The sequence below is a fragment of the Hydrogenophaga sp. genome (assembly GCF_019264445.1).
Classification (GTDB): domain Bacteria; phylum Pseudomonadota; class Gammaproteobacteria; order Burkholderiales; family Burkholderiaceae_C; genus Hydrogenophaga.
Genome location: NZ_JAHVAB010000072.1, coordinates 1 through 21712, shown reverse-complemented (window position 1 = coordinate 21712; position 21712 = coordinate 1). Strand labels below are relative to the sequence as shown.

General features: G+C 68.4%; 23 protein-coding genes. 5 read left to right on the top strand and 18 right to left on the bottom strand.

Translation table 11 applies throughout. From position 1 onward, the window contains the following. Positions 1–9: 9 nt before the first annotated feature. Positions 10–1353, bottom strand: a complete 1344-nt coding sequence (chrA, locus tag KXJ60_RS15825; RefSeq protein WP_291130065.1) for a chromate efflux transporter — start codon at positions 1351–1353, stop codon at positions 10–12. Positions 1354–1556: 203 nt separating this feature from the next. Between chrA and KXJ60_RS15820 the strand changes: the two genes are divergently transcribed. The 3 genes from KXJ60_RS15820 to KXJ60_RS15810 all read left to right on the top strand — a co-directional run bounded on the left by KXJ60_RS15820 (position 1557) and on the right by KXJ60_RS15810 (position 4844). Beyond that, on the top strand, positions 1557–3620 hold the full coding sequence (locus KXJ60_RS15820; RefSeq protein WP_291130063.1) for a PAS domain S-box protein: 2064 nt from the start codon (positions 1557–1559) through the stop codon (positions 3618–3620). A 43-nt stretch (positions 3621–3663) separates the two neighbouring features. Further along, positions 3664–4305, top strand: a complete 642-nt coding sequence (locus KXJ60_RS15815) for a response regulator transcription factor (RefSeq protein WP_291130060.1) — start codon at positions 3664–3666, stop codon at positions 4303–4305. A 134-nt stretch (positions 4306–4439) separates the two neighbouring features. Next, positions 4440–4844, top strand: coding sequence for a hypothetical protein (locus tag KXJ60_RS15810; protein WP_291130057.1), 405 nt, complete (start codon positions 4440–4442; stop codon positions 4842–4844). Between the two features lie 6 nt (positions 4845–4850). On the opposite strand, the gene KXJ60_RS15805 is transcribed toward KXJ60_RS15810, so the two are convergent. The 5 genes from KXJ60_RS15805 to KXJ60_RS15785 all read right to left on the bottom strand — a co-directional run bounded on the left by KXJ60_RS15805 (position 4851) and on the right by KXJ60_RS15785 (position 10612). Continuing rightward, positions 4851–5342, bottom strand: a complete 492-nt coding sequence (locus KXJ60_RS15805) for a spore coat U domain-containing protein (RefSeq protein ID WP_291130054.1) — start codon at positions 5340–5342, stop codon at positions 4851–4853. Further along, a complete protein-coding gene (locus KXJ60_RS15800) occupies positions 5339–7633 on the bottom strand; it encodes a fimbria/pilus outer membrane usher protein (protein WP_291130052.1) in 2295 nt (764 codons plus the stop codon). Before KXJ60_RS15800 ends, KXJ60_RS15805 begins: the two co-directional genes overlap by 4 nt. After that, positions 7620–8330 carry a fimbria/pilus periplasmic chaperone gene (locus KXJ60_RS15795; protein ID WP_291130050.1) on the bottom strand — a complete coding sequence of 237 codons (711 nt, stop codon included), beginning with the start codon at positions 8328–8330 and terminating at the stop codon, positions 7620–7622. The genes KXJ60_RS15800 and KXJ60_RS15795 overlap by 14 nt, the downstream gene beginning before the upstream one ends. 11 nt (positions 8331–8341) lie before the next feature. After that, positions 8342–8878 carry a spore coat U domain-containing protein gene (locus KXJ60_RS15790; protein ID WP_291130048.1) on the bottom strand — a complete coding sequence of 179 codons (537 nt, stop codon included), beginning with the start codon at positions 8876–8878 and terminating at the stop codon, positions 8342–8344. 189 nt (positions 8879–9067) lie between these two features. Then, positions 9068–10612 (bottom strand): PAS domain-containing methyl-accepting chemotaxis protein, encoded by a 1545-nt coding sequence (locus KXJ60_RS15785; RefSeq protein WP_291130046.1) that lies wholly within the window; start codon positions 10610–10612, stop codon positions 9068–9070. Positions 10613–10772: 160 nt separating this feature from the next. On the opposite strand from KXJ60_RS15785, the gene KXJ60_RS15780 reads away from it, so the two are divergent. After that, entirely contained in the window at positions 10773–11024 is a 252-nt protein-coding gene (locus tag KXJ60_RS15780) for a hypothetical protein (RefSeq protein ID WP_291130044.1), read from the top strand. A 21-nt stretch (positions 11025–11045) separates the two neighbouring features. Here KXJ60_RS15780 and KXJ60_RS15775 read toward each other — a convergent pair whose 3' ends face one another. The 9 genes from KXJ60_RS15775 to KXJ60_RS15735 all read right to left on the bottom strand — a co-directional run bounded on the left by KXJ60_RS15775 (position 11046) and on the right by KXJ60_RS15735 (position 18024). Then, complete coding sequence (locus tag KXJ60_RS15775; protein WP_291130041.1) at positions 11046–11627, bottom strand: malonic semialdehyde reductase; 582 nt, start codon at positions 11625–11627, stop codon at positions 11046–11048. A gap of 34 nt (positions 11628–11661) precedes the next feature. Continuing rightward, positions 11662–12678 carry a tripartite tricarboxylate transporter substrate binding protein gene (locus KXJ60_RS15770; RefSeq protein ID WP_291130038.1) on the bottom strand — a complete coding sequence of 339 codons (1017 nt, stop codon included), beginning with the start codon at positions 12676–12678 and terminating at the stop codon, positions 11662–11664. Between the two features lie 62 nt (positions 12679–12740). Continuing rightward, positions 12741–13373, bottom strand: a complete 633-nt coding sequence (locus KXJ60_RS15765; protein WP_291130035.1) for a nuclear transport factor 2 family protein — start codon at positions 13371–13373, stop codon at positions 12741–12743. 40 nt (positions 13374–13413) lie between these two features. Next, positions 13414–13716 carry a Dabb family protein gene (locus KXJ60_RS15760; protein WP_291130032.1) on the bottom strand — a complete coding sequence of 101 codons (303 nt, stop codon included), beginning with the start codon at positions 13714–13716 and terminating at the stop codon, positions 13414–13416. Positions 13717–13728: 12 nt separating this feature from the next. After that, complete coding sequence (locus KXJ60_RS15755) at positions 13729–14031, bottom strand: YciI family protein (protein WP_291130030.1); 303 nt, start codon at positions 14029–14031, stop codon at positions 13729–13731. 7 nt (positions 14032–14038) lie between these two features. Next, positions 14039–15358, bottom strand: a complete 1320-nt coding sequence (locus tag KXJ60_RS15750; RefSeq protein WP_291130028.1) for a TRAP transporter large permease — start codon at positions 15356–15358, stop codon at positions 14039–14041. After that, positions 15351–15926, bottom strand: a complete 576-nt coding sequence (locus KXJ60_RS15745) for a TRAP transporter small permease (RefSeq protein ID WP_291130025.1) — start codon at positions 15924–15926, stop codon at positions 15351–15353. Before KXJ60_RS15745 ends, KXJ60_RS15750 begins: the two co-directional genes overlap by 8 nt. Before the next feature lie 133 nt (positions 15927–16059). Then, the gene (locus KXJ60_RS15740) at positions 16060–17169 is read right to left on the bottom strand and encodes a C4-dicarboxylate TRAP transporter substrate-binding protein (protein ID WP_291130022.1); all 1110 of its coding nucleotides are present in this window, start codon (positions 17167–17169) and stop codon (positions 16060–16062) included. 15 nt (positions 17170–17184) lie between these two features. Then, on the bottom strand, positions 17185–18024 hold the full coding sequence (locus tag KXJ60_RS15735) for an intradiol ring-cleavage dioxygenase (protein WP_291130020.1): 840 nt from the start codon (positions 18022–18024) through the stop codon (positions 17185–17187). 123 nt (positions 18025–18147) lie between these two features. On the opposite strand from KXJ60_RS15735, the gene KXJ60_RS15730 reads away from it, so the two are divergent. Beyond that, a complete protein-coding gene (locus KXJ60_RS15730) occupies positions 18148–19077 on the top strand; it encodes a LysR family transcriptional regulator (protein WP_291130017.1) in 930 nt (309 codons plus the stop codon). Between the two features lie 17 nt (positions 19078–19094). Here KXJ60_RS15730 and KXJ60_RS15725 read toward each other — a convergent pair whose 3' ends face one another. The 3 genes from KXJ60_RS15725 to KXJ60_RS15715 all read right to left on the bottom strand — a co-directional run. Continuing rightward, entirely contained in the window at positions 19095–20156 is a 1062-nt protein-coding gene (locus KXJ60_RS15725; protein WP_291130015.1) for a maleylacetate reductase, read from the bottom strand. Continuing rightward, a complete protein-coding gene (locus KXJ60_RS15720; RefSeq protein ID WP_291130011.1) occupies positions 20153–21022 on the bottom strand; it encodes an NAD(P)-dependent oxidoreductase in 870 nt (289 codons plus the stop codon). The genes KXJ60_RS15725 and KXJ60_RS15720 overlap by 4 nt, the downstream gene beginning before the upstream one ends. Before the next feature lie 13 nt (positions 21023–21035). After that, positions 21036–21712: amidohydrolase family protein (locus KXJ60_RS15715; RefSeq protein WP_291130008.1), on the bottom strand; the 677-nt coding region annotated here is incomplete at its 5' end.

The following is a 21712-nucleotide window of genomic DNA, read 5'->3' as shown; positions in this document are numbered from 1 at the left end:
CACGCGCCCTCAGCGCAACAGGGTCAGCGCCAGCCCGGCGAGCGCGCAAACGCCCAGCAACGGCATCACGCCCACCTTGAAGCGAAACAGCGCCACCAGCGCTGCCAGCGTGATCACGGCGGAAGGCAGGTCCACCGGCCCCGCAAAGCCCCTGGGCCACCAGACGTGGTACGCAAAGAACAGCGCCAGGTTCAGGATGACGCCCACCACCGCCGCCGTGATGGCCGACAGCGGCGCGGTGAAGCCCAGCTTGCCGTGCGTGGCCTCCACCAGCGGGCCACCCGCCAGGATGAAGATGAACGACGGCAGGAAGGTGAAGAACGTGACCACCGTGGCGGCGAGCGCAGCACCCAGGAAGAGCGCGTCCGGCCCCAGCACGGCCTTCGTCCAGCCGCCGACAAAGCCGACAAAGGCGACCACCATGATGAGCGGCCCGGGGGTCGTCTCGCCCAGCGCGAGGCCGTCGATCATCTGCGCGCCGCTGAGCCACTGGTGGGTGTCCACCGCACCCTGGTAAACGTAGGGCAGCACCGCATACGCGCCGCCGAAGGTGAGCAACGCGGCCTTGCTGAAGAACCAGCCCATTTGCGCCAGCGTGCCCTGCCAGCCCTGTGCGGCCACCAGCGCCAGCATGGCGAGCAGCCACAGCAGCAGGCCGGCGCCCAGCACCTGGGCCAGGTGCAACCTGGAGAAGCGCGCATGCGCGGGCGTGGGCGTGTCGTCGTCAATCAGGGCGGGCCCGTGCGCGGTGCCTTGAGCGCCGTGCGTGCCACCCAGCGCAAACACCAGTGGCCAGCGGCGCGCACCGAAGTGGCCGACCAGACCCGCCGCCAGCACGATGGCAGGAAACGGCGTGTCGAACGCAAAGATCGCCACGAAGGACGCGATGGCGATGCCCCACATCCAGCGGTTCCTGAGGGCGCGCGTGCCGATGCGGTGCGCCGCGTGCAGCACCACCGCGGTCACCGCCGGCTTGATGCCGTAGAAGATGCCGGCCACCACCGGCACGTCACCGAAACGGATGTACACCCACGACAGCCCGACGAGGATGAACAGCGAGGGCAGCACGAACAAGGCCCCGGCCACGATGCCACCCCAGGTGCGGTGCATCAGCCAGCCAAGGTAGGTCGCAAGCTGCTGGGCCTCGGGGCCGGGCAGCAGCATGCAGTAGTTCAGGGCGTGCAGGAAGCGCCGCTCGCTGATCCAGCGGCGCCGCTCAACCAGCTCGGCATGCATGATCGCGATCTGCCCGGCAGGCCCGCCGAAGCTGATGAAACCCAGCTTCAGCCAGAAACGAAAGGCCTCCATGAAGCTCACGGGATCGGGTGCGCGTTGGGGCGTGGGTGCGGTCATGAGGCGGGTTCTGCAACCGGGGGTTCGGGTGCACAAATGTGGACGCTGTGAGACGCGCATTTCAACACTTGTGCAGAAGTATCACCAACGACTGACAAATGCCGCCCCATCGGTGCATGTCATGGGCTTGTTGCGCGTTGAAAGAGGTGAAACAGCGCGTGCGCTCTGATACCCTGAAGCCACGCTGTTTTCCCCCACGAGCCATGACAAACCTTCAGCCACGCGACCGCGTCCTGACCTGGGTGCTCCCCTCGCTGCCAGCGCTCACCGCGTTCGCGCTGCTCATGCTGGTGCTGATGTCGTCCGAGCGCATCGTGGGCGATGAACTGCGGCTGCGTGCAGGCTCCCGTGTCGAGCAATCCGCGCAGCTGTATGCCGACCAGCTCTCGCGCTCGCTCGCGCGCCGCGCCTCTGAAATCCAACTGCTGGGCGAGATGTCGCGCACCGACATCCCCAAGGAAATCTGGCGCGACCAGATGCAGCGACTGAAGGCCAGCACGCCGGCGTTCGTCTGGATCGGTGTCACCGACAACCAGGGTCTGGTGGAAGTGGCGACCGACGGGCTGCTGGAGGGCGTGTCGATTGCGGCACGGGGGGTGTTCGCCAACGGCAAGGACGGCATCTGGTTTGGCACCTTGCACCCACCTGTGGCACTGCGCGAGCCGCTGCGCAACTACGGGCTGCCGGTGCCCGCAGAGCTGGCCGACATTGCGATGCCGATCGTCGACACGCAGGGCCAGCCCAGGGGCGTGGTCGCCACGCACCTGGACGCGCGCTATTTTGAAGGCCAGCGCCTGGATGTGCTGGGCCCCCTGGAAGCGCGCCGCTTCCTGACGCTGGCGCTGGTCGATGCCGATGGCCGCGTGCTGGTGGGCGAGCGGCCCGATGTGAGCGAGAGCGAATGGCGCGCCCTGCTCGCCGGCCCGGAAGAAACGTCGCGCAGCGTGGCCGACGGCCATGGCGAGACGCACATCCTCTCGCGCTCCGCCGTCGAGCCGCGAGACTCGAAGCTGCGCACGCCATGGCATGTGGTCGCCTCACAGCCCTTGAGCGCGGCACTGGCGCCGGTGCGGCAGCTCGAACGCAGCCTGCTCGGCTGGGGCGGCGCGACCACCCTGCTGCTCGGCCTGGCCGGCTTTGCGGTGTCGCGGTACCTGGCGCGCCCCTACAGCGAATCGGAGCGGCACCTGCGCGAACAAGGCCAGGTGCTCGCCGCCGTGATCAACAGCGCGAGCGACGCCGTCATCAGCATCGACCCACAGGGCCGCATCAGCCTGTTCAACCCCGCGGCGGCGCGCATCTTCGGCCATCCGGCAGAGAAGATGATCGGCCAGCCGCTGGACGCACTGCTGCCCCAGACCCACCGCGACAAGCACCCGGGCTACCTGCAGCGCTTTGCCGAATCGCAGTCGACCACGCGGCCCATGGGCGTGGGTCGCGTCACCGGTTTGCGCGCCGACGGACAGGTGCTCGACCTGGAGGCGTCCATCTCGCAGGTCTCGCTCGGCGGCAACAAACTGCTCACCGCCATCCTGCGCGATGTCACGGAACGGGTGCGCGCCGAACGTGCGCTCACGCAGTACCAACTCGAACTCTCCGAACTCACCCGCCGCCTGCTGATGCAGGAAAAGCAAACCACGCGCCGGCTCGCGCAGACCCTGCATGACCAGCTCGGCCAGACGCTGGGCGCCATGCGCCTGTCGTTCGACGCGCTGCTCGGCCTGATCCCCGCCGATTTGCCCCCCAAGGCGCGGGAACGCGGGCGCACCTTGGGCCAGTTGATCGACACGGCCAACGCCGAAGTGCGCCAGGCGCTGGTGCTGTTGCGCCCGCCCCTGCTGGACGAAGCGGGGCTGCAGGCCGCGCTGGAAAACGAGGTGCGCACCCGCGCCATCGACGTCGAGCCCGCGGTGCTGCGGCTGGAGGTCGGCGCCTCGGCGGCGCACGTGCGCTGGCCCGCCGACGTGGAATACGCCGCCTTCATGGTGGCGCGCGAGTCCATGGCCAACGCCGTGCTGCATGCGCGGGCCAACGAAATCGTGGTGCGGGTCGAAGGCGAAGCGGGCGCGTTGCGCCTGAGCGTGAGCGACGACGGCGTGGGCCTGGCCAAGGAACTGGTCGCCGGCCGGCCCGGGCACCTGGGCATCGTGGGCATGCGCGAGCGGGCCAATGCCATCGGTGCGCGCCTGAAGGCCGAGGGCTTGCCACAGGGCGGTACCGTGATCTCTCTCACATGGAGCGCCAAAGACGCGCCTTCTAGCGCGTAAACCCCTGCTTCGAACCCGATGATTGCGCTACCATGAATTTGCCATGAGTGACATCTACCTCGTCGACGACCACGCCATGATGCGCGACGGCCTGCGCGCCGTGCTGGAGGGCGCCGGGCACCATGTGGTCGGGGAGTCGGATCACCCCACCCCCGCACTGGCCGACCTCATACGTCTCGTGCCCACCGTGCTGCTGCTGGACCTGCACCTGGACCAGCGCTCGGGCTTCGAGCTGCTCGAGCAGGTGCAGCGCCGCAAGCTCACCACCCGCACCATCATGCTGACCATGTCGGCGCAACCGCGCCACGTGGCCGAGGCGATGCGGCTGGGTGCGTATGGCTATGTGCTCAAAGGCTCACCGTCGCGCGAGGTGCTGGATGCGGTGGACGCCGTGAGCAACGGGCGCAAGCACCTGGGCGCCAGCGTGGCCGAGCTCGCGGTGGCCGGCCTCATGAACGACACCCCGGCTGGCCAGATCGAATCGCTCTCTTCGCGCGAACAGCAGGTGATCCTGCTGGTGGTGCGCGGCATGACCAGCGCGGCCATTGGCGAGCAGTTGCACCTCTCGCCCAAGACGGTCGAGTCGTACCGCAGCCGCCTCATGGCCAAACTCGGCGTGAGCGACCTGCCCGCGCTGGTGCGCCTGGCGATCCGCGAAGGCCTGATCAGCGCCGACGACAGCTGACAAGCCGGGCAACGGGTCCCGGGTCATTCCGTACCCTCCGATCCAGTTTTCCCCGCAGCCGAACGCCCTGCGGTGCAGCACAGTGAACTCCAAGGCGGCGCACACCTGTTGCGCCGGACCACCAGGAGCTTTCCATGTGCAGCGCCCAACACTTCTCCGCCGATGAATCCCCCCTGCAATTGCTCGTGGTGTGCCCACGCGGCGAGCGGCTGGAGACGGTTCGCGAGCTGACGCGAAGCTGGGTGCGATCCGCACAGATCCTCTGGACGGCCGACCCGGGCGATGCACTGCGCCGTGCGCGCGAAGAGCCGCTGGTGCTGGCCATCGTGGACGCGCGCCTGGACCGAGCCAGCGGCCACGCGCTCAGCCGCAGCCTGGCGCAACACCGCGCCGACATCGATGTGCTGCGGTTCGACGAATCCGCCACCCTTGCCTCGCCCAGCCAGCCGAGCACCTGGCTGTGGGCAGAGCTGCCCCGGGCCATCCGGTGGTGGGTGCAGCGCCACCAGCAGCCCAGCCCGGCCATCGTGTACCAGTGAAGCGCGTCAGTAGGTGATGGTCAGGACGACCTGATCCTGGTAGCTGCCTGCCGGCACGTTCTGGCTGGCCGGAATGCGGCCATACACCGTGTGGCTGCGCGTGCCGGGAGCGCACACCAGGCCAAGCAGGCCACTCGTGATGGAGCCGCCCACGGTGGCACCACCCCCACCACCATCGCCCCAAGGGATGGTGCGCGCCGCGTCGCGAAAGAGGTCGTAGCGCAGGCGCCCGGTACCCGCGGCCATCGCCCGGGCCCCCGGTGTGCCCACCGTGCCCGCCGACAACGACAGCGTGTAGCTCGCCGTGCAGGCCAACAGCAGGTAGGTGGGCGTGCAGTTCACCTGCACAGTGGCGGCGCTGTCCACGCGAGGCCCGTTGGGCGAGGTGTAAGCGCCAAAGGCCAGCGGCGTGACCTGTACCGAGCACGTATGCGCCTGCGCCTGTCCGGCCGCCACCATGCCCGACAAGCCCAGCAAGACAGCCCACCAGCGCTTCATGACGCGCCCTGCGCCAGGCAAGTGAGCGGGCCGATGCGGGGCTGCAGGGCACCCTGCGCCGGCGCACGAAAAGCCACATGGCACACGCCGTGCGGTCCCTCGACGCGCAACTCGTTGTGGTCCTCCAGATCGCTCAGGAAGACCTGGCCCTTGTGCGCGAACGGCGCGCCTTCGCCGGCATCGCTGTCGCGGCGCGCCCGCGAGCCGGGGGCAATGGGTTCGCCATTGGGCTGCACCACCACCACCAGCGCCGCGCGCGTGCGCCGCGCCGGAAAGCGCGCCTTCACGACCGATTCGGCCTGGGGGCGCAGGCGGATCTCGGGCGCGCTCACCAGCATGTCCAGTGGCAGGGCGTCGGGCGAAATGCCCACCACGTTGTCCTGCCAGGGTTGCAAGCCAAAGATCCATGCGCGCCCTTGCGCGTCGGTCACGGCCACTTCGCGCCGGTTGAGCTGCACGCCCACACCGGGCATGCCCTCCACTTCGATCTGCGCGGCCACGCCATCGCCCAGCGCGCGGCCAGCCACCGGCATGCCACCCAGCCAGATCACGCCGCCGGTGAACGTGGCGCGCATGGCCGGTTCCTGGTTGCCGGCCTGCTGAGCGGCCTGCAGCTCCAGCCGGCCATGGTCACCGAGCCAGCTCACGGCACCCAGCGCGCGGCTCTGGCCCGAGCCAGCCTGCACGCGCCAGCCCATGCCGCCGGCATCGGGCTCGTGGCGTTGTGCCTGCACGGTCGCTCCGGCGTTCTCACCCGCCTGCACCCGCGTGGCCAGGCTGGTTTCGCGGTCCAGCTGGCGCGTGAGCATGAGCGCCGCGCTCCACTGCCCGTCGCGCTGCAGGGCGCTCAGGCCCATCTGCCAGTCCGGGCCCAGGCGGCGTTGCACGGTGGTGGTGAACACACGCGTCTGTGTGCCCGTGGCGTTGCGTTGCCACACACCACCGGCCGACCAGCTCGTCTCGCCCAGGGTGATGCCGCCAAAGAGCGCCACGCGCCGCAAGGCGGCCCGCGCGCCGTCGGTCTGGCGGAATCGCTCGTCGGCCGTTTCCACGTTCGCGCTCAGGTGGTAGCGCGTGGTCACGCGCTCCACGCCCACGCGCAGGCTCTGTCCCATGCCCACACCCTCGGTCTGGCTGTGGGCGGTCTGCACGCTGACCACACCCATTTGCGCCGGCACCCAGTGCAGCCCCAGCCGCACGCTGTTGACCGCACTGCCCGATTCGACGCGGGCCACGCCGGTGAGCGTGTCGCTCACGCCGTGGCGCCACGAGGCGGCGGCAAACCGGCCCTGGTACTGGTCACTGGGCAGGCCGTAGTTCAGGCGCAGCATGCCGGCTTCCACGCAGCTGTCGGACAGCCCCTCCCGCAGCAGGCGCGGGCTGGTGTAGTAAGGCACCGTGCGCACCTGCTCGATGCCTTGCACGTCGCGCTGCACGATGCGGATTTCGCCTGCCCCGGTCAGGGCGGGCAGCGTCTCCAGGGAAAACGGTCCCGAGCCCACGCTGACGCTGCCCGCCGGGCGGTTGTTGATGAGCAGGTCCACACCGCTGGGCACCTGCGCACTGCCTTGCACCGAAGGCAGCGGATGGGTGATCTGCTCGGGTTGCAGGCTCATGTCGGTGAGCATCTGCACGCCCGCAAAGCGCAGTGTGGGCGAAATGTCGCCGCCACAGCTCAGGGTGTCGCCCACATTGAAACGCCGCATGTCGTCCGGGTTGGCGTGGCGCCACGCAGTGTCCAGCCGGTGCAAGCGGCCCTCGGCCATGGGCAGGGACCCGGCGCGCAACACACCGCTCTGGCGCAGACTGCCCTGCGGCAGCAAGCCAAAGGCGCGCAAGTCCACAAACGCGCTGCTCACGCTGCTGCGGCGGTCGCGGTCCGTGTTCAGGGTGTAGTCCAGCGCCAGGCCCGGGCTGGCCTCGCCGGCCATGGCCGGATCGGCGTTGCGCACCGCCGCCAGACTCAACACCTGCGCCGTGAACGCTGACGCATCGGCCGTGAGGGCCAGGCGCTGCGTGCGGGCATCGAGCTGTGGGCGCCAGGCTTGCAGGCTGTGGTGCGCAGCACCGTCAATGGTGCGCGGGGCATCGGTGGGCTGCAGTCTCCAGGCGGCCAGCGCCGTGGCCGGTGCAAAGAACGCGCCACCGTCTTCCACGATGAGGGCGCTGGCGTCCATCGGTTCACCGTTGACCCAGACGTCCAGCGAACGAAACTGCGGCGCCGCGCTGGCGGCCCCACAGCAGGCCGCCAGGGCCAGCGCACAGGCGCGTTGGCGGTCAGCGAGGCGCAAGCGCGTCCACCTGCGTTCGCAGCATGCCCGCATTGCTGTCGGCCTCGATGCGCAGCGGCTTGTCGCGCAGCGCCGCGGGCACCGGCCAGCGGCACTTGCCGCCCGGCAGGGCGTAACACGGCCCCAGCGACTGGGGCGCAGCGCCATCGGTGGCCAGGCGCAGTTCGCGCACATGCAGGTGGCGCGCGCCGCTGTTGCCCAGCTCCACGGCGCCGTCGGTGGCGTCGCGCTGCCACACCGCCTGCGCCAGGCCGGTGGCGGCCCCTGTGACGAACACCGGCAGGCTCACGCGCAGCAGCATCTGCACGCCGGTATCGCTGGCCTCGCCCGGGGTGGCCACCTGCGTGAGCCAGATGCGGTAGGGCAACTCCACAGCCGATTCGACCGCGCGGCGCAGCCCCACACGCACCACCTGCTGCGCGCCGGGGGCGAGCTCGAAGATGGGCGGGTTCACGATCAGGTGCTCTGTGGGGTTGAGGCTTTCCTTGTCGCGGGACTGCAGCCACTCAAACGCATCGGCCTGGATCAGCATGGTTTGCGCGGTCGGGTTGCTCACCACGAGCTGCGCGGCGGGTTGGCGGCTGCCCAGGTCCAGGCGCACCGGGCGCACCTGGAAGGCGTGCACGGCGCTGGCGCACAGGCTCAGCGCCAGCAGCCAGATCCTGCTCGCCAGGAAGAGCGTGCGCCGGCGTGTCATCGCAACCCCCTTCAGTAGGTGGCGGTGACGGTGATGGTGTCGGTGTACACCCCGACCGCCGCCGCCGCGGTCGACGGCACGCGGCCGTACACCGTGAAGGACTGCAGCAGGCCGGTGCCGGTGCTGCTGCGGGTGCTGGTGCCGGCCGTGCCATCGCCCCAGGGCGTCGTGCGGGCCACGTCCTGGTACAGGGCGTAGTCCAGCGTGGCGCCGCCACTGGTCATGCGGCGCACCGCCACCGTGGCGCCCGAGCCGGTGCCGGCATCCAGCGCCAGCGTATAGGGCGTGCCCACGGTGCAGGTGGCGGTCACAGTGACGGTGCCGTCGCGCTGCACGCCGGGCGTGACCACGCCAAACGCCAGTGGCAAACCGCCCACCACGGTGCAGCTGGGCAGCACGGTGGCTGTGACGGCGAAGGTGGCCGTGCTGCTCTGCGCCATCGCGGCCTGGGCACTGCACAGCAAGGCGGCCAGGCATACGGCGCGCGAGATCCATGCGCTGCGGCTTTGGCCGCGAGGGAGAGAGGTCGAAAGCTTTGAGAGTTTCATGGTCCAGTTTCCTTGGGGCATCCATCCGACGGTGGATCGAAGAGCCCTCGACTGGACAAGGCATCCACCGAGGCTCTTGGTCGTTGTTTCGACCGCTGGAGCCCGGGGTTGTGTGGGGAAAACTGGATGTGGGGTGTGGGTGAAGTCCGTCGCAGACGCCCGGCGCGCCAGCCACCGGGCGGCCAGGCGTCAGCGGAACACGCTCACGGCTTCCACCAGCCGTTGCGTCTGCTGCTGCAGGCTTTGCGAGGCGGCCGCGCCCTGCTCCACCAGCGCCGAGTTCTGCTGGGTGACCTGGTCGAGGTGGCCCACCGCCTGGCTCACCTGCTGGATGCCACCGCTTTGCTCGATGGTGGCGGCACTGATTTCGTTGATGAGGTCGGAGACGCGCCGCACCTGGCTGACGATCTCGTCCATGGTCTTGCCCGCGTCGTCCACCAGGCGCGTGCCGGCTTCCACCTTGTCCACGCTGGCACCGATCAGGCCCTTGATCTCCTTGGCCGCTTCGGCGCTGCGCTGCGCCAGGTTGCGCACCTCGCCGGCCACCACCGCAAAACCCCGGCCCTGCTCACCGGCGCGCGCGGCTTCCACCGCGGCGTTGAGCGCCAGGATGTTGGTCTGGAACGCAATCCCGTCGATCACCCCGATGATGTCGCTGATCTTCTTCGAGCTCTCGGTGATCTGGCCCATGGTGCTCACCACCTGCGCCACGGCGTGGCCGCCGCGCGAAGCGGCCTCGCTGGCCGAGCCGGAGAGCTGGTTGGCCTGGCTGGAGGTTTCGGCGTTCTGCCGCACGGTGGCGGTCATCTGCTCCATCGAAGCCGCCGTTTCCTGCAGGCTGGATGCCGCCTGCTCGGTGCGCTGGCTCAGGTCGTTGTTGCCCTGGGCGATTTCGGTCACGGCGGTCTGCACGGTCAGCACCTGCTGGCTGACGTCGTCGATCAGCCAGCGGAACATCAGCCCGAGCTGGCTGATGCTGCGCAGCGTCATGCCGATTTCGTCCACGCGGTCCATGTGGGCCACCTTCTGGGTGTCGCCCGTGGCCACGCGCAGCGCTTGCTCGCGCAGGTGCTCCAGCGGGCCCGCCAACTGCGATTCGAGGAACCAGCCCGCCAGCAGCACGCCCACGGCAGACAGGCCGGCAAACTGCGCCCACTGCGCACCGCCAAGGCCCATGGCGGCCGAGCCCCCCGCCAGCGCGGCCAGCAGCAGCACCAGCGGCAGGCGGATGCGGTTGCGCACGCCCATGGTTTTGAACACGGAGGTCAGGCCCATGAGACCGGTGCGCAGCAGCAGGCCCTTGTGCAGCTTGATGTGGCCCGCCCGGCCTTCACGCATGTCGGCATACAGGCGCTCGGCGGCGGCAATTTCCTCGCGCGAAGCCTTGGTGCGCACCGACATGTAGCCCTGGTGCTGGCCGTTGCGGATCACGGGCGTGGCATTGGCGCGCACCCAGTAGTGGTCGCCGTTCTTGCGGCGGTTTTTCACCAGCGCCGTCCACGGTTCGCCGCCCTTGAGCGTGGCCCACATGTCGCCAAAGGCTTCCTTGGGCATGTCGGGGTGGCGCACCAGGTTGTGCGGCTGGTTCTGGATTTCGTCCAGCGTGAAGCCGCTCACGTCCACAAAGGCGGCGTTGGCGTAGGTGATGCGGCTTTGCGTGTCGGTGGTCGACATCAGCGTGGCCTGTTCGGGGAACTCGTATTCACGCTGGGTGACGGGGGTATTGACGCGCATGGGGGGCCTCTGGAAGGTGGACGGTTGTTCATCCTTATCGACCGCCCACAGCCCACCTTGTGTAGGGAAAGCTGGATAGCTGCGTCAGAAGCGCGCTGACCCGATGCTTGCGCTAAGCTGCGCCCCACCGGCCTGCAGGCCCATCCTCCCCGGAGTTCACATGAGCACAACCCCCTTGCGCACCGTCCTGGTGTTCAGCGCTGAAGACCAGGCCTGGATCCGCCGCACGCCGATCACCATTCCGCCCTTCTGGGACGGCCACGCAGTGGCGCCCGCCAAAGGCGACCTGGTGCGTGTAGGCGGACGGCAGTTCCTGATTCGCGGGCGCGTGTGGGAGCACGACGCCGAAGGCCCCGTGCTCAAGCTCTACGTGGGCGACGCGCACGCGCCCAGCGACACGACCTTCGGCTGACCGCCGCGCTCGACACGCGCCTCAGATCACCTGGCAGGCCTGCTCGAAACTCAGGCGCGGGTTGCGGTCGAACACCTGGCCGTCGCCGTGGCCCAGGTTGATGAGGAAGTTGGCGCGCCAGCGCCCGTCGGGGAAAAACTCGGCGTTCACCTTGGCCAGGTCCACGCCGCTCATGGGGCCGCAGTCCAGCCCCAGCGCGCGCGCCGCGATGATGAAGTAAGCCCCGCCCAGCGTGCTGTTGCGCGTGGCGGTCGCCTCGGCCAGCGCCGGGTTGCTCTCGAAGTTTTCCTTCGCGCCTTCGCGGTGCCACACCTGGGGCATGAATTCAAAGAAGCGAGTGTCGGTGCACACGATCACGGTCACCGGCGCCGAGCGCGTCTTGTCCAGGTTGCCGGGCGAGAGCGCGGGCAGCAGGCGGGCACGCGCCTCGGGGGTTTTCAGGAACACATAGCGCGTGGGCTGCGTGTTCATCGAGGTCGGGCCCATGCGGGCGATGTCGTACACCTGCTGCAGCAGGGCGTCGGGCACGGGCTCGCTGGTGAAGCCGTTGGCGGTGCGCGCCTTGAGGAATATCTGGTCGAGGGCTTGCGCGTCGAGGGTCATGGTGGGGTTCAGGTTGAGTGGAAAGGAATGCGGGTCAGTCCAGGCTGATGTTGGCCGCGCGGATGAGGCCTGTCCAGCGTTGCACGTCGCGTGCCAGCATGGTGCGCGTGTCGGCCACGCTGATGCTCATGGGCGAGCCGCCCGCCTTGCGGAAGGTGTCCTGCAGCTCGGGGGTGGCAATGATGGCGGCCAGCTCGGTGCGCAGCCGCGCGAGCACCGCAGGCGGTGTCTTGGCCGGGGCGAAAAAGCCGAACCACGATTCGAGGTCGAGCTTCACGACGCCAGACTCGTTGATCGTCTGCACCGTCGGCTGCATGGGGTTGCGCGTGGCGCTGGACACCGCAATGGCCTTGAGCTTGCCGGTTTCCACATGCGCCCGGGTGGTGGGCGTGAGGTCAAAGAACAGGTCCACGCGGTCGCCAAGCAGGTCGGCATAGGCGGGCTGCGCGCCCCGGTACGGCACGTGCACGATGTCCACCCCGGCCTGGCTCCAGAGGGCTGCGGCCAACACGTGCTGCCCGGACCCGTTGCCGGCCGACGCGTAGGTGAGCTTGCCGGGGTTGGCCTTGGCAAAAGCCACGAGGCCGGCCAGGTCGTTGAACGGCAGGCCGTTGCGCCCCAGCAGGGTGTAGCTGTAGCTCACGGCCAGGCCAACGGGCTCGAAGTCCTTCACGCTGTCGTAGCTGAGGTTCTTGTAGAGGCCCATGTTGAGCACCATGTTCGACACCGAGCCGGTAAGCAGCGTGTAGCCGTCGGGCGCGGCCTTGGCGGCGGCGTCGGTGCCCACCACGGTGCCCGAGCCGGTGCGGTTTTCCACCACCACGGGCTGGCCCAGGGGCTTGGCCAGCCGGTCGGCCAGCGCACGGCCCACGAAGTCGAACCCGCCACCCGGTGGCTGCGGCACGATCACGCGCAGGGGCCGGTTCGGGAAATCGGACTGCGCCCAGGCGGCAGGCACCATGGCGGCGAGTGCCGCGGCGGGCACGGCGCCCAGCAACTGGCGGCGAAAGGGCGAAGCGGGTCCGCCGCACGTCGAATCGAATGCGTTCATGTCTTGTCTCCTGTTGTGTGGGTGGCGCGTCTTCATCGCGGCGCGCACCTGCCGCATGTCACTCAGCCGGGGTTCACCTCGCGCTCCAGCACGCCGCCGGCCAGCCAGCGTGCGCCACGGCGGTAGAGCTCGTCGACCACCGGGCCCTTGAGCATGGGCATGTCCATCTTCACGGTGTAGCCAATGCGCGTCTGGATGTAGGCCAGGTGGCGGTAGCCCTCGAGCATGGCGGCCAGCGCCTGCTGGTCGAGCGCGAGCACGGCGGTGGAGTCCACCGGGTCGATGCGGTCCTTCTCGTAAATGGGCTGGCGGTGCAGCAGCTTCCATTCGCCGTTCACGCGTTCCACGAAGTCATAGAAGCGGCCGGTGCACACCACGTCGCACAGCACGGGGCCGTCCACGCCGTCGACCATGCCGCGCTGCGAGATGGTCATCTTGGTTTGCGCAATCGCGCGGTCGCCCGCCACCTCGATGGCCGAGCCGCCCAGAAAGTGCAGGATGCTCACGCCCTTGGCCCAGCCCTCTTGCGTGACGCGGATGAAGTCGGCAAACGGGCCCTGGAACCAGGTGGCCATCATCACGCCCTGGGGGTGCCACACGGTGGCAAAGCGGTCCCAGTGGCCGGCGTCGCGCCACACGGCCCAGCGCTCCACCATCTGGCGGATCAGCAGCTCGTCCTTCAAGTTGTCCTGCACGGTTTTGTCTCCTTCTAAGGGTTGAATCAAGGGATTGCAGTCAGGGGGCTTCAAAGTCCACCTGGTGGCGCGCGATGCGCACGCCTTCGAGCTCGCGGCGCACGCGCAGGTGCTCCGGGTGCTCGGCATAGTCGTTGAGCGCCTGGCGCGACTCGAACTCGGAATACAGCACGACGTCGCAGGCGTAGTCGACGCGGCTTTCGTCCACACCGATCTCCAGCCGCAGCAGGCCGGGGATGTGCGTGCGCATGCCTTCAAACGCGGCCTTGAGGCGCTGCAGGTTGCCCGCCTTCTCGTCTGGCGTGGCGCCCAGGATGTTCCACATGACGATGTGTTTGATCATGCGAAGTCCGGTTCAGGTGGGCGGAAAACCGGCCTTCTGCGGCCACAGGTTGGCGAACGCATGCACGGCGGTGCCTGCATACAGGCCGGCCATGAAGAACGGCTCTTGCGAGAGCCAGCGCTGCGCGGCCGCGCGGTCGGCAAAGTCGATGGCGAGCAGGCTGCCCACCATGGTCTGGCCGTCGTCGGCCAGCAGCGGGCCGGCGAACGCAATGCGCTCGGCCTGCTGCGCGAGATACGCCTTGTGGTCGGGGCGCACGCGCTGGCGCAGGTCGGCCGCGCCGGGTTGGTCGAGCAGATGAAAGATGTAGATCATGGGTGTCTCACATGCGGGCCAGCCAGGTGGACAGGCTGGGGAACACGGCCAGGATGGCCAGCACGACGAGCATGGCCAGCACAAAGGGGAAGGTGCCGGCGAAGATGTCGCGGATGGTGATGCCCGGGTCGTTGAGCGCGGACTTCACGGTGTAGACCGACACACCAAACGGCGGCGTGAGCAGACCGATTTCCACCGCCACCACGGTCAGCACGCCGAACCAGATCAGGTCCATGTGGAAGGCCGTGGCAATCGGCAGCACGATGGGCAACATGATCAGCATGATCGACACCGAATCGATGATGCAGCCCAGCGCGATCACGATGGCCAGATAAGCGATCAGGAAGCCCCAGGGGCCCAGGCCCATGTCGGTGATGGCGGTGGTGATGCCCGCAGGCATGCCGGTGAGCGCCAGCATGCGGCTGTAGAGCGAGGCCGCGATGATGAGGAACAGCACAGAGACCGACACATACCCGGTTTCGGTGAGCACGTTCCAGAGCTTTCGCCAGGTCAGGCGGCGTCGCACCAGCGCGATCACGAAGGCACCGGCGGCCCCCACCGCACCGGCTTCGGTGGGCGTGAAGAACCCGCTGTAGAGGCCACCGAGCACCAGCACCACCAGCGCCAGGATGGGGAAGAACTTCACCGCCGCGCTGCCCCAGGTTTCGGTGTCGGCCTGCTCGGCCGACTGTGGCGCACCACTCGCGTAGAGCTTGTGCGGCCACACGTAGGCCATCAGCAGGATGAGGCTGGCAAAGGCAATGGCCATGAGCAGGCCGGGCAACACGCCGGCCAGGAACATGCGCCCGATCGACTCTTCGGCCAGCACGCCGTAAATGATCATCAGCAGCGATGGCGGGATCAGCATGCCCAGCACCGACGAGCCCGCCACCACACCCACCGAAAAGCGCGGCGTGTAGCCGTGGCGGATCATCTCGGGCGTGGCCACCTTGGTGAACACCGAGGCCGACGCAATGGAAATGCCGGTGATGGCCGCAAACACCGCGTTGGCCCCCACCGTGGCCAGCCCCAGGCCACCGCGCAGGCGGCGCAGCAGCCACTGGAACACGTCAAACGTGTCGCGCCCCACACCCGACACGCTCACGAACATGCCCATGAGCACAAACAGCGGCACCACACCAAAGAGGTAGTCGCGGATGGAGTCGTTGGCGGCCGCGCCCACGAAGCGCGCCGCGATCTCGGGCGACTTGAGCAGCCACACGCTCAAGAACGAGGTGACGATGAGCGCCACGCCAATGTGCATGCCCACCACGATGGCCACCAGCATGAGGCCGATGGCCATGAAACCGATCATCAGTTCACTCATGGCGTGTGTCTCCCTTCACGGGGGCGCGGGCGCTGCCGCGCAAGTCGTGCCAGGCCAGCAGCGCGTACTGCACCGACGCCAGCACGCCACCCAGGGTGACCACAAGCGCCATCGGCCAGGTGGGGAAGGTGAACACGCCTTCGATGCCGATGAATTCGTCGTAGGTCCAGGCCTTCACCAGCAAGGGCCGGGTGGCGTAGGCAATGACGGCGCAGGCGAACACGCCAAACAGCGAAAAGAGCGCGCGCAGCCGCAGGCCGGCGCGCGGCCGCTTGAGCAGGAAAGGGTCGATGAACAGGTCGGCCCGGCTCATGCGCCCGTGCCGCAAGGTGCCGGGCAACTGCAGGAACACGATCACGATGATGGACGCCGCCACCAGCTCGGCCACGCCGTCGATGGGCTTGTTGAACGCGTTGCGCATGAACACGTCCGCGCACATCAGCACCATCACCAGGCCGATCACGATGGACCCGAGGCCATTGAGCCCGTCGACCAGATGGCCGAACGGACTGCTGGGCACCGACGACGCCGGCCCCTCCTCCAGATTGGTGTTCGCTTCGTAGCTCATGAACGGCCTCTAAAAAGCGGAAATGACGGCGCGATGAAGCGCCCTTCCAGGTCACCGCGGATCGGGCTTTGCCCGTCCGCAGGTGACGCCCCCTGGCAGGGGGTGCGGCAAAGCCGCGCGGGGGTGAGCCGTTTCACAGGCCCTTGTCCCAGTCGCGCACCGGCTTGGCGCCGCGCTTGCGCAGCTCCTCCATGTAGGTCTTCACGATCTGGGCCGACGGGCCGCGGTTGGCATTGGCCTTGACCCAGTCGGCGGCAATGTTGGGCATGGTGTTGGCCCACTTTTCACGCTCGCCAGGGGCCATGGGCGACACCTTCACCGGCACGCTCTGGCTCGCGCCCTGCGTCTGGATGCTCTTGAGCGCGGCCTCGTAGCGCTGCATGAGCGTGTTGCCCAGCGCCTTCGAATACTCCAGGCCCACGTCCTTGATGATCTTCTGCACCTCGGGGGGCATCTTGGCGAACGTGTCCTTGTTCATCGCCATGCCGCCGTTGTAGAGCGCACCGATGTCCACCGTGGTCACGTACGGCGCCACTTCGTAGATCTTGTTGGGCAGGATGCCGGTGGCAATCGAGATGGTGCCTTCGCTCACGCCGGTCTGGATGTCGGTGTAGTAGCTGGTGAGCGAGCCGTCCACCGCCACCGCTCCGGAGCCACGCAGCCAGGCGCCCACCGCACCCGGGGCCGAGATCTTCTTGCCGCTGAGGTCGGCATAGGTGCTGATCGGCGCCTTGGTGAACAGGTGGTAGGTGTCCACACCCGATGCACCCAGGAAGACGAGGTTGTTGCGGTCCCACTCGGCCTTGAGGGCGGGCACCTTCTCGTTCATTTCGTTGGCCACCTCCAGCAGCATGCGCACATCGCCCGTGGCAAACGGGGTGACGGTGGCGTACTGCGTGAGCGGCATCTTGGCCGACTCCAGGTTGGCAAACACCCAGCCCACATCGGCAATGCCTTCACCGACGCTGGAGAGCGTGGCGTTCATCTTGTAGAGCTGGCCGCCGTAGGCTTCCTTCCACTCGATCTTGTAGCCCTTGCCCAGCGCTTCCACGCGCTTGTTGACCTCGGGCACGAAGAGCGTGCTCATGAGCCCCACCCACGGCAAGGTGGTCGGGTGGCTGGAGGCGATGGTGAGCTTGAAGGTCTGCTGCGCGTGCGCAGTGCCCAGCCCGGTGGCCAGCAGCGATGCGCCCATGGCGGCGGCCAGGGCGGTGCGATGGAAAAGGCGCTTGTTCATCTTCATGGTCTTTGTCTCCTGTCAGGTTGACTTCTTCACGGGGTTCAGCACGAAATCGAAATCGAGCGTGGTGGTGCCGTCGGGTTGTTTCACCCAATCGGCCACGAGGGACTGGCGCACGCCGAACACGGCGTCGGAATCCAGGTAGGCGTCGCCATCGCGAAACACGTGGGTGACCAGCGTCTCGTAGCCCGGCGCCTGGATCATGAAATGCAGGTGCGCCGGGCGCCACGGGTGGCGCGCCGTGGCACGCAGCATGTCGCCCACCGGGCCGTCGTCCGGGATCGGGTACGACTCGGCCACCACGCTCTGGAAGTGAAAGCGCCCGTCGGCACCGCTGCGCAACACGCCACGCGCCTGCGCGTGCTCGAGGTCGGTGCGCTGCACGTCGTAGCTGCCTTCGGCATCGGCCTGCCACACGTCGATGACGGCATTGGCAATCGGCTCGCCCTGAATGCCGCGCACGCTGCCGCGCACCAGGCAGGGTTCACCCGACGCACCGTTGGCCACGTCATCGCCATGCTCGTAGTGCGGTGCGCCCTCCACATGGAAAGGGCCAAACACCGTGGCCTCGGTGCAGCCGGCGGGCTTGTCGTTGTTCATGGCCACCGTGAGCATGGACAGGCCGAGCGTGTCCGAGAGCAGGATGAACTCCTGTCGCTGCTGGTCGCACTTGTGGCCGGTGGCGGTGAGGAACTCAATGCCTTTCATCCACTCGGCCTCGGTCAGCTTCACCTCGCGCGCAAACGCATGCAGGTGCTGCACCAGGCTGGTCATGATCTGCTTGAGGCGCGGGTCCGGCGTGTTCGCCAGACGCGCGAGCACGGCCTGCGTGATGTTGTACTGATCGAGGTTTCTCACGTGTTGTCTCCAGATCGCCTGCGGGGTGGCTTGCAGTGCCGTCACAATGTAGAGCGTCGGGGAGCACACACCAATGCCTGCAGCAAAAATGACTTTTGCGGCTGGTGGAACAAAGAGGAGACCATGGACCGCTGGACCGAGATCGAACTGTTCGTGCAGGTGGCCGAGACCGGCAGCCTGAGCCGCGCGGCCGAGCTGCTGGACCTGTCCAACGCCAGTGCGAGCCGCCACCTCGCCGCGCTCGAGGAGCGCCTGGGCGTGCGGCTGGTGGAGCGCAACACGCGCCGCCTGTACCTCACCGACACGGGGCAGGAATTCTTTCAGCGCGCCCGCACCATCCTGGCCGATTTGCGCGACGCCGAGTCCACCGTGAACGCCGCCGCGCTCAACCCCACAGGCGTGTTGCGCGTGACCGCATCGCTGTCGTTTTCCATGCACCACATTGCGCCGCTGCTGCGCCAGTACACCGAGCGCTACCCCAACGTGACCGTTCATGTGGAAGCGGCGAACCGCTACCTGGACATCATCGACAACAACATCGACGTGGCGATCCGCAACCGCGAATACGAGCCGGATTCGAACATCACCATCCGCCGGCTGGCGGGCACGCGGCGCATTCTGGTGGCCGCACCGGCCTACCTGTCAAAGCACGGCGTGCCGCGCGAGATTGACGACCTGCACCGCCACAAGCTGCTGATTTACACGCACGCCAACAACCCCAACGAGCTGCGCTTCACGCGCGGCGACGAGCAGAAGACGATCAACGTCAAGGGCCTGCTCGAAAGCAACGACGGGCAGATCCTGCGTGCGGCCGCGCTCGACGGCATGGGCATCCTGGTGCAGCCCAGCTACATCGTCTACGACGACATGGTAGCCGGCCGCCTGGTGCCCATGCTCGACGACTGGGACCTGCCCCGCCTCACCGTCAACCTCGCCTACCCCAGCCGCAAGCACCTCAGCGCCAAGGTGCGCACCTTCATCGACTTCATGGCCGCGCACTTCGAGAAGATGGACTACGAGCGCAAGTGGACGGGGCGGTTCTCGGTGTATTGAGGCACCCTCGGCCCGTCTCAGGCGGCAGGCCGCACACCCCCAAACGCGTCCTGCAGCAACTGCCGGATCGCCCCGCGCTCCAGCGGCCTGGGGTTCGGGTACTGGTTGCTCATGGCGATGTCGCAGGCCTTGTCGAGGTCTTCGGCCTTCATGCCGATGGCTTGCAGCGCCACGGGTGCGCCGTTGTGTTTCGCCAGATCGAACACCGCCTGCGCGGCGCTCGCGCCACCCAGTGCGCGGCGAATGCGCTCCATGGCTTGCGGTGCGGCGGCGGCGTTGTAGGCCAGCGCGTGCGGCAGCACGATGGTGTGCGTTTCGGCGTGTGGCAGGTTGAAGCTGCCGCCCAGCGTGTGGCAGAGCTTGTGATGCAGCGACATGCCCACGGCACCGAGCACCGCGCCGCAGAGCCAGGCGCCGTACAGCGCGTCGGAGCGGGCCTGGGCATCGGTGGGCTGCGCATGAATGCGCGGCAGCGCGCGGCCGAGTGCGGCAATGCCCTCCTCGGCCATCAGGTCCATGATCGGGTTGGCATCGGCCGCGTACAGCCCTTCGGCCGCGTGCGCGATGGCATTGATGCCGCTGGTGATGCTCATGCCCACCGGCAGGCCCAGCGAGAGTTCGGGGTCGTAGATGACGGTGCGGGGCAGCACGCGTGGGTCTTTGCCGGTCTTCTTCAGGCCGGCTTCGGTGATGCCGTAGATGGGCGTCATTTCCGAGCCGGCGTAGGTGGTGGGAATGGCCACGATGGGCAGACCCGAGTCGAGCGCGATGGCCTTGCCCAGGCCGGTGGTGGAGCCCCCGCCAATGGCCACCGCGCAATCAGCGCCCAGGCTGCGCGCGAGCTCGCGGGCTTCGCGTGCGGTCTCGATCGGCACGTGCATCACCGCGCGGTCAAAGATGCCGGCGGCCCGCGCGCCCAGCAAGGCCGCCACCTGCTCGGCGCTGGCGCGCTGCTCGGGGGTGCACAGCACCAGCGCACGCTGCGACTGCAGGGCATCCATCTCGCGGGGCAACAGGGCCAGCGCGCCGGGGCCAAACACGACGCGCGAGGGCAGGCTCTGGTAGGTGAAGGTTTTCATCGGGCCAGCCCCGCGCTGCGTTCCACCGCCTTGATGATGGCCGCGTAGTCGTCGCCCGCATCGCCTTGCGCCTGCGCGGAGGCCATGAGCTGGCGGGTGGCGGCGGTCTGGGGCACCGGCGCTTCGCACGCGGCGGCTTCGGCCAGGATGAGGTCGAGGTCTTTGTTCATCTGCGTCACGGTGAAGGTGGGCGAAAAGTCGCGCTGCGAGAGCTGCACGGCCTTGGCTTTGAGAATCGGCGAGGCCACCGCGCTGGCGCCCAGCACGGCCCACATGTCTTCCCACCCCAGACCGCCCTTCTGCCCGAGCGTGAGGCCTTCGGCCAGCATGGCGCTGGTCTGCGCAATCAGCAGGTTGACCACCAGCTTCATCAGCCGGGCCTGCTCGCCCTCGCCCAGGTAAAAGTGGTTGGGACCCCAGCAGCGCAGCAGCGGCAAGAGGCGCTCGTGCGTGGCGCGCGGACCCGAGGCCATCACCGTGAGTTGGGCGGCTTCGGCCATGTGGTTGTTGCCCGAGACGGTGGTGCGCAGGTATTCCACACCGGCCGCCGCGCAAGCCGTGGCCACCTCCGCCGAGACGCGCTGCGACACCGTGCTCGTGTCCACATACACCGCACCGGAGCGCAGTGCGCCGGCCACGGCCAGGCCCACGTTGCGCAGTGCGGCGTCGTGCGGCAGCGAGGACACCACGACGTCGGCCTGGGCCAGCGCCTCGCTGCCCGCCGGGCGCAGGCCGCGCTCGGCGGCCCGCGCCAGGCGGGCCGGGTCGGGATCGCTCACGGTCACGGCGTGGCCGGCGGCCTGCAGGTGCGCGGCCATGGGCAGGCCCATCTTGCCGACGCCGATGAAATGAAGGGACAGGTTCATGGGGTCTCCGTGTTCAGTGTGCGGTGGTGGGCAGGCCCAGGGCCTGCGTGATCTTGTGTCCGGACTGCGCCAGCCGCGCCAGCAACGCGGGCACGCCGGCTTCGAGCAAGCGGCCTTCGCGCTTGCGCCAGCGGCCGGCCACCATCACGCTGTCGATGTTGGCCAGCGTGGTCTGCATCACCACCGTGCTCACGGGGTCGTGCACCGGCTGCATGTTGAGCATGTCGGCGCGCACGAGCACGAGGTCGGCCTGCTTGCCGCTCGCCAGGGTGCCGATGCGGTGCAGCTGCCCGAGCATGCGCGCGCCTTCCACGGTGACCCAGGCCAGCGCCTCGCGCGTGGTGATGGTGGACGTGGCGGGGATGCTGCCGTGCGCTTCGCGGTGGGCCACGTTGTCCAGGCTGCGCTGCATGCCCAGCGCGATGCGGGTCTGGCTGAGCATGTCGCCACCCAGCACGCTCTCCAGGTCCACCCCGAGCGAGGGCGCGCGGCCCAGCGCGCGCAGGCGGCCGGTGAGCGGGTGGCCGTGGCCCTGCGTCATTTCGTTTTCGGCCGCTGCCGAGAAGCTCATGCCCAGCGCGCAGAAGCGCGCCAGTTGCGCGTCGCTCAGCGCGTGGCCGTGCACGATGTTGATGTGTTCACCGAGCAGCCCGGCGGCCTCCAGGCGCTCCCAGCCATCGGGCGTGGGGG